Consider the following 16219-nt stretch of genomic DNA (forward strand, 5'->3'; position numbering starts at 1 on the left):
GGTCCCGCCCGGCAGTCAGCAGTCAGGTGGCGGCGAGGCGCTGCTTCTCTGCCTCGACGTCGAACGTGGCGCGGGGCCAGCTCAACTGCATGTCCTCGAGCGTAGCGGTCAGCAGCCGCTGCACCGCGAGCCGGGCATACCACTTGCGTTCTGCGGGAACCACGAACCAGGGGGCCTCCGGGGTGCTCGTGCGCTCGACGGCGCGTTGGTAGGCCTCCTGGTACTGGTCCCAGTACCCGCGCTCGTCGACGTCGCCCGGGTTGTACTTCCAGTACTTGTCCTTGCGCTCGAGGCGCTCGGCGAGCCGGGCCTTCTGCTCGTCCCTGCCGATGTGCAGCATGACCTTCAGCACGCGCGTCCCGGACGCCGCCACCTCCGCCTCGAACCGGCGGATGGCCCCGTACCGCTTCTCGATCTCCTCCGCGGGGGACAACCCCCGCACCCGGTGGATGAGCACGTCCTCGTAGTGCGACCTGTCGAAGACGCCGATCATGCCGGGCCTCGGGAGCTGGTGCCGGATGCGCCACAGGAAGGAGTGCCTGCGCTCCTCCTCGCTCGGCGCCTTGAACGCATGGTGCTGGACGCCCTGCGGATCGACGAGCCCGACGACGTGGCGCACGATCCCGCCCTTGCCCGAGGTGTCCATCCCCTGCAGGACGAGCAGCACGGCGATCTCGCTGCCGGCCCGGCTCTCGGCGAACAGCTTCTCCTGCAGGGACGAGAGGACCTCCCCGCCGTCCGCCAGCGCCGCGGCACCCTTCTTCTTCCCGCCGTCGAACCCGGGGGTCGAGTGCGGGTCGACGGCGGCGAGGGAGAAGTCCGGCCCCGCGAGGAGGAGCCTGCGCATCTCGTCGGCGGTATCGTCTGGTGACGCCATGGGTCCTCCTGGGGTGGGGCGGGACGGGCTGCGGGCCCGCCCGCGGTCAGGGCTTGTAGGTGGAGAGGAAGTCGGCGAGCCGGCCGATCGCGTCCTCGATGACCTCGACGCTCGGGAGCGTCACCATGCGGAAGTGGTCCGTGTTCACCCAGTTGAACGCGCTGCCGTGGGAGATGAGGATCTTCTGCTGCTTGAGGAGATCGAGGGCGAACTTCTCGTCGTCCTTGATCGGGTACACGTCGGGGTCGAGCTTCGGGAACAGGTAGAGAGCTCCCTGAGCCACCTCGCAGCTGACGCCGGGGATCGCGTTGAGCAGCTGCGCCGCCTTGTCGCGCTGCTGCTTCAGGCGTCCGCCCGGCAGGATCAGGTCGTTGATGCTCTGGTACCCGCCGAGGGCCGTCTGGATGGCATGCTGCGCGGGGACGTTCGCGCACAGGCGCATGTTGGCGAGCAGGTTGATGCCCTCGATGTAGTTCGCGGCGTCACGCTTCGGGCCGGAGATCGCCATCCAGCCGCTGCGGAACCCGGCGATCCGGTAGGCCTTGGAGAGACCGCTGAAGGTCAGGCACAGGACGTCGTCGCCCGCCACGGACGCGGCGTTCACGTGCACCGCGTCGTCGTACAGGATCTTCTCGTAGATCTCGTCGGCGAACAGGATCAGCCCGTGCTCGCGGGCGAGGCGCACGATCCCCTCGAGGACGGGCCGGGGGTAGACGGCACCCGTCGGATTGTTCGGGTTGATGAGCACGATCCCCCGGGTGTCCGGGGTGATCTTCGAGGCCATGTCCTCGAGGTCGGGCCACCAGTGGTTGTCCTCGTCGCAGAGGTAGTGGACCGGTGTGCCTCCCGCCAGCGCCACCGATGCCGTCCACAGCGGGTAGTCGGGGGTGGGGATCAGCACCTCGTCGCCCGCGTTGAGCAGGGCCTGCATGGACAGCGTGATGAGTTCGCTGACGCCGTTGCCGAGGTAGACGTCGTCGACGTCGATGGAGTTGATGCCGCGGCCCTGGTAGTACTGCACGACGGCGGTGCGCGCCGAGAAGATCCCGCGGGAATCGCTGTAGCCCTGCGCTTTGGGCAGGTTGCGGATCATGTCCACGAGGATGGCGTCCGGTGCCTCGAACCCGAAGGGCGCCGGGTTGCCGATGTTGAGCTTGAGGATGCGGTGGCCCTGGGCCTCCATGGTCATGGCGTGCTCGAGCAGCGGCCCCCTGATGTCGTAGAGGACGTTCCGGAGCTTTTCCGACTGCTTGTAGGTGGCCATTGGATCAGGATGCCACAGCAGGGGCCCGGGACGCGGCATGGCGATGCGCGTCCCGGGCCCCTGCGTCCTGCGGGCAGGAAGCTCCCGGGCTAGCCGGCGAGGCCCTTGTCGGCCAGCCAGTCGGCGGCGGCGTCAGCAGGGCTGCGCTTCTCCTCGCCGCTGACCTCGCGGTTCAGGGACAGCAGGTCCTCGGTGGTCAGCTGCGCCGACACCTCGTTGAGGACGTTCTGCGCCTCCTCGCTCACCGTCTCGGTGTTGATGAGCGGGAGGACCTGCTGGGCGATGAAGTTGTTCTCGGGGTCCTCGAGGACCACGAGGTCGTTGTCCTCGATGGACGGCGTCGTCGTGTAGATGTCCGCCACCTGGACGTCGTCGTTGAGGAGCGCCTGGAGCGTGAGCTCACCGCCGCCGTCGTTCAGGGCTTCGAAGCTGCCCGGCTCACAGCCGTACTTCTCCTTCAGGCCCGGCAGACCGTACGAGCGCTCCTGGAAGGTGCTCGGTGCACCGAGGGTGATCTCGCCGCAGACCTCGGCGAGATCGGCGATGGACTCCAGCCCGTACTCCTCGGCCGTGGCCGCCGTGACGACGAGCGCGTCCTTGTCCTCGGCCTCGCTGGGCTCGAGGACACCGAGGTTCGCATCCGGGGACTTGGCCGCGAGGGCGTCGGGAAGGGCTGCCATGATCTCCTCGGCCGAGGCGGCCGTCGCCTCGGTGTCGGCGAGCAGCAGGAGGTTCCCGCTGTACTCGGGGATGACATTGATGGAGCCGTCCTCCATGGCCTGGTAGTAAATCTCGCGCGAACCGATGTTCGGCTTGGTGGTCGCTTCGACGCCGGCAGCGTTCAGCGCGCCTGCGTAGAGCTCCGCGATGATCTGGCTCTCCGGGAAATCAGCTGAGCCGACAACGATGGACCCTTCGGGCCCTGCGCTCTCTGTCTCCCCCTGGGGGTCGCTGTTGGCACCGCAGGCAGTCAACGCCAGCATGGCCGTCAGGCCGCCGGCCAGTCCCATCATGGCGCGCCGAGCGGCGCGCGGGTGTGACAGGTTCTTCATGTTGTTCCTCCTTGTGCACTGGCTACGGCCTCTTGCCGGCCAGATTCCTTCAGCGGTCCCGCGGGCGGCTGCGTGGCCCGCAGCCCCGGGGAGATCGCAAACTTTTGGATGAGGGCCATCAGGCCGTCGACGGCGATCGCGAGGACCGCGATGATCACGGCACCCCCGAAGAGCCGGCCGTTGTCGTTGATCTGCGTCCCTTCCACGAGGAACACTCCCAGGCCGTCCGCCTTCGCGTAGGCGACCACCGTAGCGGTCGCGACCACCTGCAGGATCCCGGCGCGGACGCCGCCGATCATCACCTGGAGACCGTTCGGCACCTCCACCCGGAAGAGGATCTGCCACTCGGTCAGCCCCATGCTGCGGGCGGCGTCGACCACGGTGCGGTTCACCGAGGAGATCCCGGCATACACGCCACTGAGCACCGGTGGAACGGCCAGCAGCACCAGGGCCCAGACCGAGGGCAGCACCCCCCGGTAGAAGAGCAGGGCGAAGAGGAACACCATGCCGAGGGTGGGGAGCGCCCGGAGGATGCCGATGCCCGAGACGATCAGCACCCGGCCACGGCCGGTGTGCCCGACGAACAGGCCGAGCGGGATGGCGATGGCGCAGGCGATCAGCATGGTCAGGCCGACGTAGCCCAGGTGCTCCAGGACGCGCATCGGGATCCCGCGGGAGCCGCTCCAGTTCACGGGATCCGACAGCCACTCGCCCATCTGGACGAACAGGTTGCTGCTCGAGTAATCCATCAGGCGGCCACCGTCCTCGCCTCGAGGGCCGCAGCCCGGGCGGTGCGGGCCGGGGTGGCGCGCGTCCACGGTGTGAGGACCCGCTCCAGCAGCACGAGCAGGAGATCGAGCACGAGGGCGAGCAACAGCGTCACGAGGATCCCGACGGCGATCTGCTCGGGATAGTTGCGCGTGAGGCCGTCGGTGAAGAGGCGGCCGAGGCTCGGTACCCCGATCAGCGCGCCCACGCTCACCATCGAGATGTTGGTGACCGAGATGACCCTCACGCCCGCGATGAGGACCGGTACGGACAGGGGCAGGTCGACGGTCAGGAACCGGCGCAGGGGCGTGTAGCCCATCGCGACGGCGGCCTGCCGGACGCCGTCGTCGATCGAGTTCAGCGCGTCGACGGTGGAGCGCATCAGCAGCGCGACCGCGTAGATGGTCAGGGCGACGACGACGTTCACCATGCTGAGGATGCTGGTGCCGAGCACGAGGGGCAGGAAGACGAACATCGCCAGCGACGGGATGGTGTAGAGGAGCGACGACGCCGTCAGCATGGCGGCGCCCGCCGGACGGTTGAGGCGGGCGATCTGCGCGAGGGGCACGGCGATGAGGACCCCGAACACGATCGGCAGGATCGACTGGACGAGGTGGTTCCCGGTGAGCTCACGCAGCAGGGCTGCATTGGCGGGGATGTACTCGACGATTCCCTGGACCCAGTCCATCCCTACACCGCCGTGTTGTGGTCGGCGCGTCCACGGTCGAGGCGGGCGCCCTCGATGAGCTCGAAGACCTCGGCGGCCCGGACGATGCCGATCGCGCGCCCGTCGTCGTCGACCGCCACGCCGAGGCCCGACGGCGACGAGAGGGCGGCGTCCAGCGCTCGGCGGAGCGTGTCGCCGCGGGTGTAGAGCGATCCTCCCGGCACGGCGTCGGCCTGCGTGGTGATGCTGCCGCGGGTGGCCTGCGGGACCCAGCCGTGGGGCCGCCCGTCGGCGTCGACGAGGAGCGTCCACGCCGATCGGACCGACACCGTCGGGTCCGCGAGCTGATCCACCTCGATGGTCTCGATCGGATGCACCGTGACGTGGTCCCCCTGCTGGAAGGAGAGGTGCCGGAACCCGCGATCGCGCCCCACGAAGCCGGCGACGAAGTCGTCGACGGGCGCACGGAGAATCTCCTCGGGCGCTGCGAACTGCGCGAGGCGGCCCCCGACGGCGAAGACGGCGACCTTGTCGCCGAGGATCGTCGCCTCGTCGATGTCGTGCGTGACGAAGACGATGGTCTTGGCCAGGTCCCGCTGCAGGCGCAGCAGCTCCTCCTGGAGCTCTGCACGCACCACGGGGTCCACGGCGCTGAAGGGCTCGTCCATGAGCAGCACGGGAGGGTCAGCGGCGAGTGCGCGCGCCACGCCGACGCGCTGCTGCTGGCCGCCGGAGAGCTGCCCGGGGTAGCGGCGCCCGAGCTCGGACGCGAGGCCGACGACGTCGAGCAGTTCCTTCGCGCGCACCCGCGCTTCCGCCCTGGGCACCCCGTTCAGGCGGGGGACGGTCGCGATGTTGTCGATGACCGAGCGGTGCGGCATCAGACCGGAGGACTGCATGACGTAGCCCATCGAGCGGCGGAGCTCGGCGGCCTTCTGCAGGGCGACGTCCTGCCCGTCGAGGAGGATGGTGCCGGACGTGGGCTCGACCATGCGGTTGATCATGCGCAGCGACGTGGTCTTGCCGCAGCCGGACGGTCCCACGAAGACCGTGATCCTGCCCCGGTCGATGTCCATGCTCAGGTCGTCGACGGCGGGCCGGCCGCCGTCGTAGGTCTTGGTGATGCCGTTGAACCGGATCATGGGGAGCGGGCCGGACGATTGCTCTGGGGATGTCATGGCAGCTGTGCCTTTCCGGGCAGGAGCTTCTCGGCCGGGCTGCGCCCGCGGGTCCGTACGAGGTACGGGTCCGGCTTGCCGTCTGGATGGTCACTGGGCGGGGCGCGCAGCGGTCAGTTCAAGCTGTCGGAAGTTCTGAGTCTAACCCTGACTTCGGAGCGGACAAGACCGCATATGGGTCACGGGTCCATCACGTCGGCGCCCGCGCCACTGCAGGCCCGGCACCCTGATCACGGGTTTCCCGGCGGTCCGTCGGTTGCCCGGGGTCAGCGCCCGGCCCGGCCGCTGTCCGCGACGAGGAACTGCACGCCCATCACGGGGTCCCGGTCGAGGAACACGACGTCGTCGATGCCGCGGTCGGAGAGCCGGTACCGGAGGCGCGCCTGGAGGTCCGGCTGGTGCATCGCGAGCCCGCCCCCGAGGACCACGGGACCCGGCAGCCCGATGACGTCGACGACGTCGAGCACGAGCTGCATGAGGTCCCCCGCCGCACGTTCGATGATGCCGCCTGCCTCCGCGTGACCGGTCCGTGCGGCGTCGAACACGGCACGCGACTGCGCCGCCCAGTAGGTCCGCCCGGCACCCGAGTGGAACAGCCCGATGAGTTCGGTGGGCGTGGCGACCCCGTTGAGGGCGAGGACCGCGGCGTCGAGGTCGTCGGGCTGCTGACCGGCGTCGTACCGGTGCAGGGTCCGTCGCACGGCCTCGCGGACCACCCAGTAACCGCTGCCCTCGTCGCCGAGGAGGTATCCCCAGCCTCCCGAACGGGCTTCCCGGCCCTCCCCGTCGACACCCCAGGCGACGGAGCCCGTGCCGGCGATGACGGCGATGCCGGTCCTGGCACCGCCGGCCGCCAGGATCAGCCGCGTGTCGTGCACGACGTCGATGGCGGCGCCGGGGGCGTGCGGACGGATCAGCCCGCGCAGCCGTTCGGCGTCTCCCGCGGTGTCCACTCCCCCGGAGCCGGCGACGACCTGCGCCACGTCCGCGCCTCCGGCCGGCGTGAGCTCCCGGAAGAGCTCCGCCAGGTTCCGCGCGGCATCGTCGGGCGTCACGTTCTGCACGTTGGCGCTGCCCGCACGCGCCTCGCCGACGAGCACGCCGTCGGCCCAGAGCGCACCGTGCGTCTTGGACCCGCCGATGTCCAGTCCCACGACCAGCGACGTGGCCGGCTCCGCGGACGGGCCGGCCTGCCCACGGCCGGCCTGCTGGGGGGTGGAGGGGGCGCTGGAGATGTCAGGCATGGCTACAGCCTACAAAGGCGCCGTGGGGTGACCCGTCGCCCGGGCAGGCCGCCGACCGTCCCGGGGCACCGGTGGCCCCGGGACCGGAAGGGGTCAGCGGGGTCCCCCCAGGCGCACTGCGAGGGACACCACGGCGAGGACGGCGCAGACCGCCGCCACGAGCAGCGCGAACACCGTCACGGACGCGGTGAGGCCCCAGATGCCCGCTGCGGCGCCGAGCCCGAGCACAGGAACAGCGCTGCCCAGGTAGGTGATGACGTACACGGCGCTGACGGTCTGCGCGTGGTGCGCCGGGTCGACGCGGACGGACACCTCGTTGAACACCACCCGGAAGGCCATGCCCTGTCCGAATCCGGCGCCCATGCAGGCCCCGACCAGCAGCGGGAGGCTGCCGGTCGACTGGGCCGCAGGGAGCAGGCCGACACCGATCGCCATCCCGGCGAGTCCCACCGGAACGACGAAGCGTCCGCGCGGCGACAGCAGCTGGCTGACGGCCGAGGACCCGAGCACGAGGGCCGCGAGCAGGCCGATCAGCGGGCGCGACTGTGTGCCGGCGATGTCCGCGAACCAGGTGGGAGCCAGGCTGAGGGTGAACCCGAAGACCGCGAAACTGAGGAAGCCCACGCTCGAGGCCGTCCAGAACGCCCGCCGGGCCTCCGCCGACACCGCCGGTCGGCGCGGCCGGAGCACCGCGAGTGGGTTGTCCCCGGCGGGCGGTTTCACGGCCGGGCGCGCCCGCAGCAGCACGAGGGGGATGAGCAGCGTGGCCAGGACCCCGAGGTAGATCACGAAGGGCGTCCGGGTCGGTGCAGGCAGGAGGGAGAGCAGACCGCCGATCACCGGACCCGCGGCCACTCCCCCGGCGGAGGCCATGAGGGTGAAGCGCGACGCCCATTCGGGCCGGGACGGCAGCAGGTCGCGGAGGGCCGCCGCACTGGCACCGGTGGCGAGGGCGACCGCCGCACCCTGGAGCACCCGACCGGCCGCGAGCACGGGCAGGGAGGTCGCGACGGCGAACAGCGCGGCTCCCAGCAGCCCGAGGACGACGGCGACGACGAGCGCCGCCCGCCGGCCGATGTGGTCCGACCAGTGGCCCGCGAGGACGAGACCGGTGATCAGTGCGAGGACATAGGAGGCGAAGGCCACGGTGACGGCGAAGGGCGTCAGGCCGAGGTCCTCCTGGATGAGCGGATAGATCGGCGTGGCGAGGTTGGCGCCGATGAGGAGGGTGGAGATCACGGTCACGGCGAGCCCGAGGCGGACCGCCAGCGAGGCATCCCAACTGCGGCGCTCGGCCGTCGCCGGTCTCATCCGCAGCTCGTTGATGACGCTCATCCCACCACTTCTCCTCGCGCACACGCGCCCAGCGTAGGCGCCTATCGGGGCAGCGGTCTGCCCGGACTTCTATAGGATGAGGTCCACTGCACTCCCTGAGATGTCGCTGCGTCCGTTTTTGAGCGGCGTGCGCAATGGGGACGTCGGCGACTGACGGGAAGTGAGCTACATGAGCAAGCTGGACAACCTCGACCTGCGCCTGCTGCTCGAGCTGGTCCGTGACCCCCGGGCACAGGTCAGCGAGCTGAGCGACCTGCTCGGGGTGGCCCGGAACACGGCCCAGGCCCGCATGCGCCGGCTGCTGCGCGCGGGGGCGCTGCGCCCAGGGGGGCGGGAGCTCGACCTCGAGGCGCTCGGTTACGACGTCGTCGCCTTCATCACCATCGAGGTCGCGCACCGCGAGCTCGACGGCGTGATCGCCGGGTTGAGGACCCTCAACCAGGTACTCGAGGTGCACGAGATCTCCGGCCGCGGCGACGTCTGGTGCCGCGTCGCTGCCACCGACACCCACCAGCTGCAGGTGGCGCTGCGCTCCGTCCTGCGCATCAAGGGCGTCATCCGCACCGAGACGGTGCTCGCCCTGCACGAGCACATCCCCTACCGCACCGAACCCCTTCTCGAGCGGCTGGTGCAGCTGCCGCCCGACGCCTGACGCCTGACGCACACTTCCCCGACCGTGGTGACGCACCCGCGCCGCCCCCACCCCCTTCAGGAGCTCCGATGACCCTGCCCCGCCACGACACGCTCGTGACCTACCCCTCCGGCGCCGTCGAATCGACGTCGCGCGTGCTGCACGTCGAGATGCGCGACGACGGCCGGCGGGTGGTCCTGCTCGACACCACGGCCTTCCATCCCGTCGACTCCGCCTGGCCCGACCAGGGACCGGATCGCGGCGTGCTGGCGAGCGGCGAGAGTGTGTGGGAGGTGAGCGACTGCGTCGTCGGTGCCACCGACGGCACCACGCTCCACCTCGGCGCCGAGTCGCCGGTCCGGAAGGGGACCGAGGGCTGGGCGTTCGTCGTCGCGCATGTCCTGGGCTCGGAGGCGACGCCCGCGGAGGGCGACGATGTCCTGGTGCGCGTCGACGCCACGCACCGCGCCGCCGTGTCCGCGGGCCATACGGGTTGCCACCTGGCGTCCCTCGCCCTGAACCGGGCCCTCGCCGACCGGTGGAAGAAGGACGTCACCCGGGATGCCCTCGGCGCGCCCAACTTCGACGCCCTCGCGATCGACACCACCGTGATCGGCGAATTCGGCTCCCGGGACCGCTACCGACTGGGCAAGTCGCTCCGGCGGAAGGGCTTCGGCGTCGAGGACCTCGACCCGGCAGCCATCGCGGCGACCGTCAACGACACGCTCGCCGCGTGGACGGCGACGGGCGCTCCCATCAGCATCCGGGCCCATGGCGGGGGCCTCACCGATCGCCGCCACTGGGTGTGCGACCTGCCGGGGGAGCGCGCCGAGATCCCCTGCGGCGGCACGCACCTCACGTCGCTGGCCGGCATCGGTGTCACCGTCCGGCTGGACCTCGCGGAGGCGGACGGGACGCCGGTCCTGCAGATGGACACCACGGTCACCTCCGCGCAGGCCTGACCGGGCGCCCCTCCCCCGCCGACCGACGGGCCTTAGACCGGCGTCCCGCGGACACGCAGGGCGACTCGTGATGGCGTCAGGACGCCCCGCCGCGGGGCAGCGCTCCCAGGGCCGCGGCTTCGGAGAGGAAGCGTTCCGCCACCGCCAGGCGTGATCCGGCCTCGCCCAGGCCCTCGTCCGGCGCAGCGTGTGTCCTGGAGGCCGTGCCTGACCCCGTCCCTGCTTCTGTCCCTGCTTCCGTCCCTGCTTCCGTCCCTGCTTCCGTCCCCCCCTCTCCCCGGTCCCCGGCGCGGCGCGGCGCCGTGCGCCGGCGATCAGCGTGAGGCTGACCGCCGCGGCACGGCTGCGCAGGGCTGCGGGATCGACATGGCGCTCGAAGGCATCGGTGAAGCGCAGCAGTGCCTCCGGGACCTGCGTGTAGCCCTCGTGGAGTCCCGGCAGGACGGCCAGGTGCCCGAGGAAGCACGCGAGGTCGTCGACGAGCCGGCCGGGCCCCAGCGCGTCGACGTCGAGCAGCCCCGACACGAGACCGTCCCGGATCAGCAGGTTCCCCTCGTAGAAGTCGCCGTGCGTGGGGACCAGCGGGCCGGCCGCGGTCGAGCGGACCGCGTCATCGATGCCGGCGGCGACCCTCCGGATACGGTCTGCCTGGGAGGGGAGGGCCGCCACGGCGCCTTCGGCGTAGTCGAGCACCCTCGCGGACCACGGCGCGCGGACGGGCAGGGACATCACCGCGGCCGGGAGCGACGTGAGGACCCGGACCAGCGCGTGCGGGTCCACCTCCGCGGCGCCGTCGGACATCAGGAGCTCGGCGAGTGGCCGACCCGTCGCCGGACGCATCGCGATGACGTCCTGGACGGGCTCACCGTCGAGCACGGGAGCCGGTACGCCCGCCTCCTGCAGGAGGCGGTGGCGCTCCGCCAGGGGTGCCGCGGCATTGCGCCGGAGTGCCTTGAGGTACCGGCGGTCCTCGCCGTTCTGCACATGGACGACGGCACGCCGGAGGGGCCGATAGCTGCGCAGGTCGAGCACAATGTCGTGTGGGTCCGTGCTGCTGCCGAACGCCAGCATGGTGGCCCGTCCGACGTCGAGGGCGAGCGGCAGTCCCGGGAGCAGGGGGTCGGCCGGATGGATCCAGGCGAAGAGCGTGTCCGCGTCGCACCGATGGAACACCCGGACCTCCTCGCCCAGCTCCCGGAGGGTGCAGGAGGTGATGCAGGCGTACCCGGGGGCCGACGTCGGGCGCGGACCGCCGCGGTGGCCAGGGGCGGCAGGCGCGGCAGGCGCGGCGACCTCGATCGGGAAAACGCCCGTCACCCCGGCTCCGGGCCGGTGATGGAGGGATCCCGGCTGCCACGAGCGCAGGTCCCAGCCCCTAGCCGCCAGGGTGTCGCGCAGGAGGTCTCCCGGCGCCCCGGAGCTCAGGAGCTCCAGCGTCTCCTGCTCGCGGGTAATCCGCGCATCGCGGGCCCTCACGTGCCGGCCGGGGTCCGGCTAGCGCAGGCACGGGCCGCGAAGGCGACCACCCGCTGGTTCCCGCACGGGTCAGGCGCGCCGTCGCTGCAGCACGTCATCGAGGTTGATCCGTCCGGTGGCCGGTGCACTATCCGCGGAGATCGGTTCGGACGCGTCCGAGGCCTCGGCGGACCGGGCCGCGGCTTCGGATGCCTTGATCGGCGTCCTCGACGACGGCTTCGGCGCCTCCGGGAGGTCGAGCGGCGCGGGCGCCTGGCGCTCGACCTTGGCAGCGTCCACGTAGGTGGGGCGGGGCAGCTCGACCGGAGCCCACGCAGCGCCCGTCGTGCGCCCGTTCTCGGGGAGTACGGGGGCGGCGGCCTCCGCATCCCCCGGCCGGACGTCGACGACGGTCGACCCATGGGCGACGGCGAGGGCGGCGGTCCGCAGCTCCATCGCGGTCAGGAGTCGGACCTGCGTCTCGTCCGCATCGAACAGGGTGGTCGGACGTCGCGGAGCGGTGACGACAGGTGCCGTCGGCGCCGGCCCGATCGCATCGACGCGAACGGGCGCCATGGCCTCGGCGAAGGCACGGTCCACCCTGGCACGCCGGTTGCGGAGGGCGAGTGCCCTCAGGGTCACGACGGCGGCCACGGCCACCGCGAGGCCGATCAGGGGCGTCGCGACGGGCACGAGACCGAACGCCATCAGCACGAGCGTGACGGGGATGGACAGGAGGGCGAGTACTCCGATCAGGGCGACGCAGAGGCGGCCCCAGTGGACGGAGCCGAGTCCGGCGCGGGCCAACCGACCCCGGGCCGATCGGGCGGCACCGTCGGAGTCCGCGGAGTCGGAGGTGCCCGTCGTAGTTCCCGCGGAGTCGGCCTGGGGCGCTCCCTGGCGACGGTGCCGGTCATCCTGAAACGCGCTCATCGTCATCACGGTCTTCCTGGAACGTGTCGTCCCGGCGTTCGTCACGGGGAGGGAGTGTGCAGCGAGGTCCGGCGCAGCCCTCCGGAGGAGGAAGGGCGCCACCCAGACGAGCCAGAGACCGACGATCGCGACGAGCACCAACGAGCTATCCAGGGAGAAGACCACACTCAGAACGGTAGGAGCATTTGCGTCCGCCGTGCAGCATTGGAACCGGTGTGTCGGGCCCTAATATGCTGCCTGCGGAATTCGACCGCGCCCTACTCCCGCCGGGACCGCGGCGTTTCGAGCCACGGCGTCAGGAGTCCCCGCGGAACCTCCTCCTCCGTCAGTGCGAAGCTCCGGTGGTCGGCCCACTGGCCGGCGATGTGCAGGTAGCGAGGGCGCAGCCCCTCATCGCGGAATCCCAGCTTTTCGACGACCCGCAGGCTGGCGCGGTTCTCCGGCCGGATGTTGATCTCCATACGGTGCAGGCCCAGGTCCCTGAAGCAGAAGTCGGTCGCGAGCGCCACCGCCGTCGGAGCAAGCCCCCGGCCGGCACGGGCGGAATCCACCCAGTACCCCAGCGTCGCCGACATCGCCGAACCCCACGTGATGCCCGAGACCGTCAGCTGTCCGACGAGCCGGGCGTCCCGGGAGCCGGGCTCCTGCTCGGTGATCAGGAACGGCAGGGATGAACCCGCCCGGGCCTGCGCGGTCAGCGACCGCACCATCTGGTGGTAAGTGGGGAGGAACCCCTCCGGGTCCGGATTGGATGCCTCCCACGGCGCCAGCCAGCGCGCGTTGCGATGGCGCAGCGCCGTCCAGGCGGCCTTGTCCCGATGGCGGATGGGCCTCAGGACCAGGGACCCGGTCCTCAGCGTCACAGGCCAGCCGGGTGCCGACCACATGGCGTGCTAGTCCGAGATGCTCGAGCTGAAGTCCTTAATCCAGGCGCGGAGATCGGGACCGAGGTCTTCGCGCTCCGATGCCAGCGTCACCACGGCCTTCAGGTAGCTGAGCTTGTCCCCGGTGTCGTAGCGGCGGCCGCGGAAGACCACCCCGTACACGCCGGAGCCCTCGCCCTCGGCAGCGGCGAGCGTCTGCAGGGCGTCGGTCAGCTGGATCTCGTCGCCGCGTCCCGGCGCCGTCGTCTCGAGGACCTCGAAGACGCGCGGGTGCAGCACGTAACGGCCGATCACGGCGAGGTTGGACGGCGCATCCTCCACTGCCGGCTTCTCGACGAGCTGGTTCACGCGGACGTGGTCCTCGCCGTCGATCCCCGTGATGTCGGCGCAGCCGTAGGCGCTGATCTGCTCGGGGTCCACCTCGATCAGGGCGATGACCGATCCGCCCGTCTTCGCCTGCACCTCGATCATCGTCTCGAGGAGGGGGTCACGTTCGTCGATCAGGTCGTCACCGAGGAGGACGGCGAAGGGCTCGTTCCCGACGTGCAGCTTGGCACGGAGCACCGCGTGGCCGAGACCCTTCGGGTCACCCTGCCGGAGGTAGTGGATGTCACCGAGCTCGGACGGACGGCGGACTGCGGCCAGCTTGTCGTGGTCGCCCTTGGCCTCGAGCGTCTGCTCGATGAAGGGCACGCGGTCGAAATGGTCCTCGAGGGCCCGCTTGTTGCGTCCCGTGATCATCAGGACGTCCGAGAGGCCGGCGTCGACGGCTTCCTGGACCACGTACTGGATGGCGGGCTTGTCCACGACGGGAAGCATTTCCTTCGGCATCGCCTTGGTAGCAGGAAGGAAGCGGGTCCCCAGGCCGGCCGCAGGGATAACGGCCTTCGTCACGCGTGATCGCAAAGTCATGGCACCACACTACATAACGGGCCCCCGATCGCCGGGTGGATGAGCACAATGGTGGAATGACAGTCATCCCACGTGATACGGCCAAGGCCCGACTGCGCTCGACGCTCCGGTCCGCAAGGGCTGCCCTCGATCCCGGCGACCGGCGCACGCAGTCCGTGCACCTCGCGCGCGTGGTGGCGGACCACGCCGACCAGCTGCTGCACGGAGCCGGGGACCGTCCCGGACGGCGCCCTGTGGTCACGGCCTATCTCGCCGGTGACCCCGAACCCGACACCGCTCCCCTCCTCGCCGGACTCCGGGCCCTCGGTATCGACGTCGTCCTGCCCGTCTGCGAGCCCGGCTACCGTCTGTCCTGGGTGCTGTGGACCCCTGACATCGCACTGGAGCGCTCGGTCCGCGCGCCGGTGCTGGAGCCCGTCGGGCCGCGAAGCGCCTTCGGGGAACTCACAGGCGTCGGTCTGATCCTCGTCCCGGCGCTCGGCGTCGACGGCTCCGGGCACCGCGTCGGACAGGGCGGCGGCTACTACGACCGCTTCCTGGCCGATGTGCCATCAGCCGTCCCACGGTGGGGTGTCGTCTACCGGTCGGAGGTGCTGGCCGATGGCGTCATCCCGGTCGAGCCGCACGATCAGCGGCTCGACGGGATCTTCACCGCGGACGGGCCGCTGCGCGTCCGGCCGGCGGGTACGGCGGTGTAGACTGGCACTCGCACCCGGAGAGTGCCAGCGACTGTCGGACCGAGCCATCCGGGGACCACGACGCCCGCCAGGAGGAACTCCATGCCCATGTACGCCTACGCCTGCAAGGACTGCGGCCACGCCTTCGACATCCAGCAGTCGTTCTCGGACGACTCGTTGACCGTGTGCCCTGCCTGCGGCGGATCACTCCGCAAGAAGTTCAACAGCGTGGGAGTGGTCTTCAAGGGGTCGGGCTTCTACCGCAACGACTCCCGCTCCACCGCGACGAGCACGGACGCCGGGACGACGTCGGGCACGTCCTCCTCGACGTCCTCCACCTCGAACTCGTCCGCTTCGACCTCGTCGTCCTCGTCGTCCTCGTCGTCCTCGTCGTCGTCCTCGTCCTCGAAGCCGGCTGCGAAGCCGGTGGCCTCCTCGTCCGGTGGCGGGACCGCAGCCGCCTCCTGACCGGTCGCACCACCACCGCCGCAATCGACCGGCCGCGTGTCCGTGCCGTCCGTCCTCAGGGCATCCCGTACCGCGTGACCCCATCGGTCGGTGTCGCGGGCAGGCACGGACGTGCGCCGGTACACAGGCTCCTCGTCAGCGCACGGCTCCAGTTGCCCACATAGCCCGGCACGTGGCACCGCCGTGGGACCATCCCGCCTACGGTCGGTGCATGAATCGCTCCGGCCGTACCCAGGGCCCGCCCCTCCGCTATCGTCTTCGCCGGACCGTGCACCGACACAAGAGGCTCCTGGCGGCGCTGCTGTTCTGCGCGGCGGCAGGCGTGGCCGTGGAAGCGGCGGTGGGGCAGGACTATCCGACGACGGCGGTGGTCACCGCGACACGGGACCTCGCCGTCGGGACGGTTCTCACGGACGCGGACATCGCCGTCGTCCGCCTGCCCGAGGAAGCACTCGCCGTCGGCGCCGCCACCAGCACCACGCAGGTCGTGGGTCGACAGGTCGCCGCGCCGCTGTCGCTGGGTGCGCCGGTGTCCCGGACGTCACTGATCGGCGAGGGACTCCTCACCGGCACTCCGCCCGGGACGGTCGCGGTACCCCTCCGACCGGCCGATCCCGCCGTGGTGCGACTCCTCGCGCCGGGGCAACTGGTCGACGTCATCCTGCGGGCGGGTGACGGGTACGAGTCCGCCGCTGGGTCGACGGTCCTCGCACGATCCGTCGCCGTGCTCTGGACGGACGCGGGCGGCGACGTCGGCAGCTGGCCCGGAGCAGGCGACGACGCCGGGCTCGTCGTGGTAGCGGCACCACCGGAGAGTGCTCTGGAGCTTGCCGGCTCGTCGAGCTCCGGCGACGTGCATCTGGTCCTGACGGCTCCCTGACCGGGTGGACGCAGTCCCTCCGGTCAGGGAGC

At 71.0% G+C, this 16219-nt stretch carries 16 protein-coding genes and 1 pseudogene; 5 read left to right on the forward strand and 12 right to left on the reverse strand.

The features are described from left to right. Positions 1–22: 22 nt before the first annotated feature. The 8 genes from FNH21_RS02760 to FNH21_RS02795 all read right to left on the reverse strand — a co-directional run bounded on the left by FNH21_RS02760 (position 23) and on the right by FNH21_RS02795 (position 8385). Positions 23–877, reverse strand: coding sequence for a PPK2 family polyphosphate kinase (locus tag FNH21_RS02760; protein ID WP_422108736.1), 855 nt, complete (start codon positions 875–877; stop codon positions 23–25). A gap of 46 nt (positions 878–923) precedes the next feature. After that, the gene (locus FNH21_RS02765; RefSeq protein ID WP_152812134.1) at positions 924–2141 is read right to left on the reverse strand and encodes a pyridoxal phosphate-dependent aminotransferase; all 1218 of its coding nucleotides are present in this window, start codon (positions 2139–2141) and stop codon (positions 924–926) included. 89 nt (positions 2142–2230) lie between these two features. Further along, a complete protein-coding gene (locus FNH21_RS02770) occupies positions 2231–3193 on the reverse strand; it encodes an ABC transporter substrate-binding protein (protein WP_152812136.1) in 963 nt (320 codons plus the stop codon). Then, positions 3190–3942 (reverse strand): ABC transporter permease, encoded by a 753-nt coding sequence (locus FNH21_RS02775; RefSeq protein ID WP_191931554.1) that lies wholly within the window; start codon positions 3940–3942, stop codon positions 3190–3192. Before FNH21_RS02775 ends, FNH21_RS02770 begins: the two co-directional genes overlap by 4 nt. Further along, positions 3942–4649 (reverse strand): ABC transporter permease, encoded by a 708-nt coding sequence (locus FNH21_RS02780; RefSeq protein ID WP_152812138.1) that lies wholly within the window; start codon positions 4647–4649, stop codon positions 3942–3944. The genes FNH21_RS02775 and FNH21_RS02780 overlap by 1 nt, the downstream gene beginning before the upstream one ends. 2 nt (positions 4650–4651) lie before the next feature. Next, positions 4652–5770 carry an ABC transporter ATP-binding protein gene (locus FNH21_RS02785; protein ID WP_152813892.1) on the reverse strand — a complete coding sequence of 373 codons (1119 nt, stop codon included), beginning with the start codon at positions 5768–5770 and terminating at the stop codon, positions 4652–4654. A 302-nt stretch (positions 5771–6072) separates the two neighbouring features. Next, the gene (locus tag FNH21_RS02790; RefSeq protein WP_152812140.1) at positions 6073–7050 is read right to left on the reverse strand and encodes an N-acetylglucosamine kinase; all 978 of its coding nucleotides are present in this window, start codon (positions 7048–7050) and stop codon (positions 6073–6075) included. Between the two features lie 93 nt (positions 7051–7143). Further along, positions 7144–8385: an MFS transporter gene (locus FNH21_RS02795; protein WP_152812142.1), complete on the reverse strand. Its 1242-nt coding sequence runs from the start codon at positions 8383–8385 to the stop codon at positions 7144–7146. Between the two features lie 169 nt (positions 8386–8554). Between FNH21_RS02795 and FNH21_RS02800 the strand changes: the two genes are divergently transcribed. Together FNH21_RS02800 and FNH21_RS02805 are read left to right on the forward strand one after the other, a co-directional pair. Next, positions 8555–9037 (forward strand): Lrp/AsnC family transcriptional regulator, encoded by a 483-nt coding sequence (locus FNH21_RS02800; RefSeq protein WP_152812144.1) that lies wholly within the window; start codon positions 8555–8557, stop codon positions 9035–9037. Between the two features lie 68 nt (positions 9038–9105). Continuing rightward, the gene (locus tag FNH21_RS02805) at positions 9106–9978 is read left to right on the forward strand and encodes an alanyl-tRNA editing protein (protein WP_152812146.1); all 873 of its coding nucleotides are present in this window, start codon (positions 9106–9108) and stop codon (positions 9976–9978) included. A 1545-nt stretch (positions 9979–11523) separates the two neighbouring features. On the opposite strand, the gene FNH21_RS02810 is transcribed toward FNH21_RS02805, so the two are convergent. The 3 genes from FNH21_RS02810 to galU form a co-directional block, all read right to left on the reverse strand. After that, positions 11524–12531 carry a hypothetical protein gene (locus tag FNH21_RS02810; RefSeq protein ID WP_152812148.1) on the reverse strand — a complete coding sequence of 336 codons (1008 nt, stop codon included), beginning with the start codon at positions 12529–12531 and terminating at the stop codon, positions 11524–11526. A gap of 92 nt (positions 12532–12623) precedes the next feature. Then, positions 12624–13253: a GNAT family N-acetyltransferase gene (locus FNH21_RS02815; protein ID WP_152812150.1), complete on the reverse strand. Its 630-nt coding sequence runs from the start codon at positions 13251–13253 to the stop codon at positions 12624–12626. Positions 13254–13259: 6 nt separating this feature from the next. After that, positions 13260–14162, reverse strand: a complete 903-nt coding sequence (gene galU / locus FNH21_RS02820; RefSeq protein WP_152812152.1) for a UTP--glucose-1-phosphate uridylyltransferase GalU — start codon at positions 14160–14162, stop codon at positions 13260–13262. 56 nt (positions 14163–14218) lie between these two features. On the opposite strand from galU, the gene FNH21_RS02825 reads away from it, so the two are divergent. Further along, the gene (locus tag FNH21_RS02825) at positions 14219–14860 is read left to right on the forward strand and encodes a 5-formyltetrahydrofolate cyclo-ligase (protein WP_152812154.1); all 642 of its coding nucleotides are present in this window, start codon (positions 14219–14221) and stop codon (positions 14858–14860) included. 87 nt (positions 14861–14947) lie between these two features. Next, a pseudogene (locus tag FNH21_RS17485) lies at positions 14948–15034 on the forward strand (FmdB family zinc ribbon protein); the annotation flags it as partial. 62 nt (positions 15035–15096) lie between these two features. On the opposite strand, the gene FNH21_RS17380 reads toward FNH21_RS17485, so the two are convergent. Continuing rightward, positions 15097–15432 carry a hypothetical protein gene (locus FNH21_RS17380; RefSeq protein ID WP_338403211.1) on the reverse strand — a complete coding sequence of 112 codons (336 nt, stop codon included), beginning with the start codon at positions 15430–15432 and terminating at the stop codon, positions 15097–15099. Positions 15433–15518: 86 nt separating this feature from the next. On the opposite strand from FNH21_RS17380, the gene FNH21_RS02835 reads away from it, so the two are divergent. Beyond that, entirely contained in the window at positions 15519–16187 is a 669-nt protein-coding gene (locus FNH21_RS02835) for an RcpC/CpaB family pilus assembly protein (RefSeq protein WP_152812158.1), read from the forward strand. Positions 16188–16219: the final 32 nt, after the last annotated feature.

It is taken from the genome of Arthrobacter bussei (genome assembly GCF_009377195.2).
GTDB lineage: Bacteria > Actinomycetota > Actinomycetes > Actinomycetales > Micrococcaceae > Arthrobacter_D > Arthrobacter_D bussei.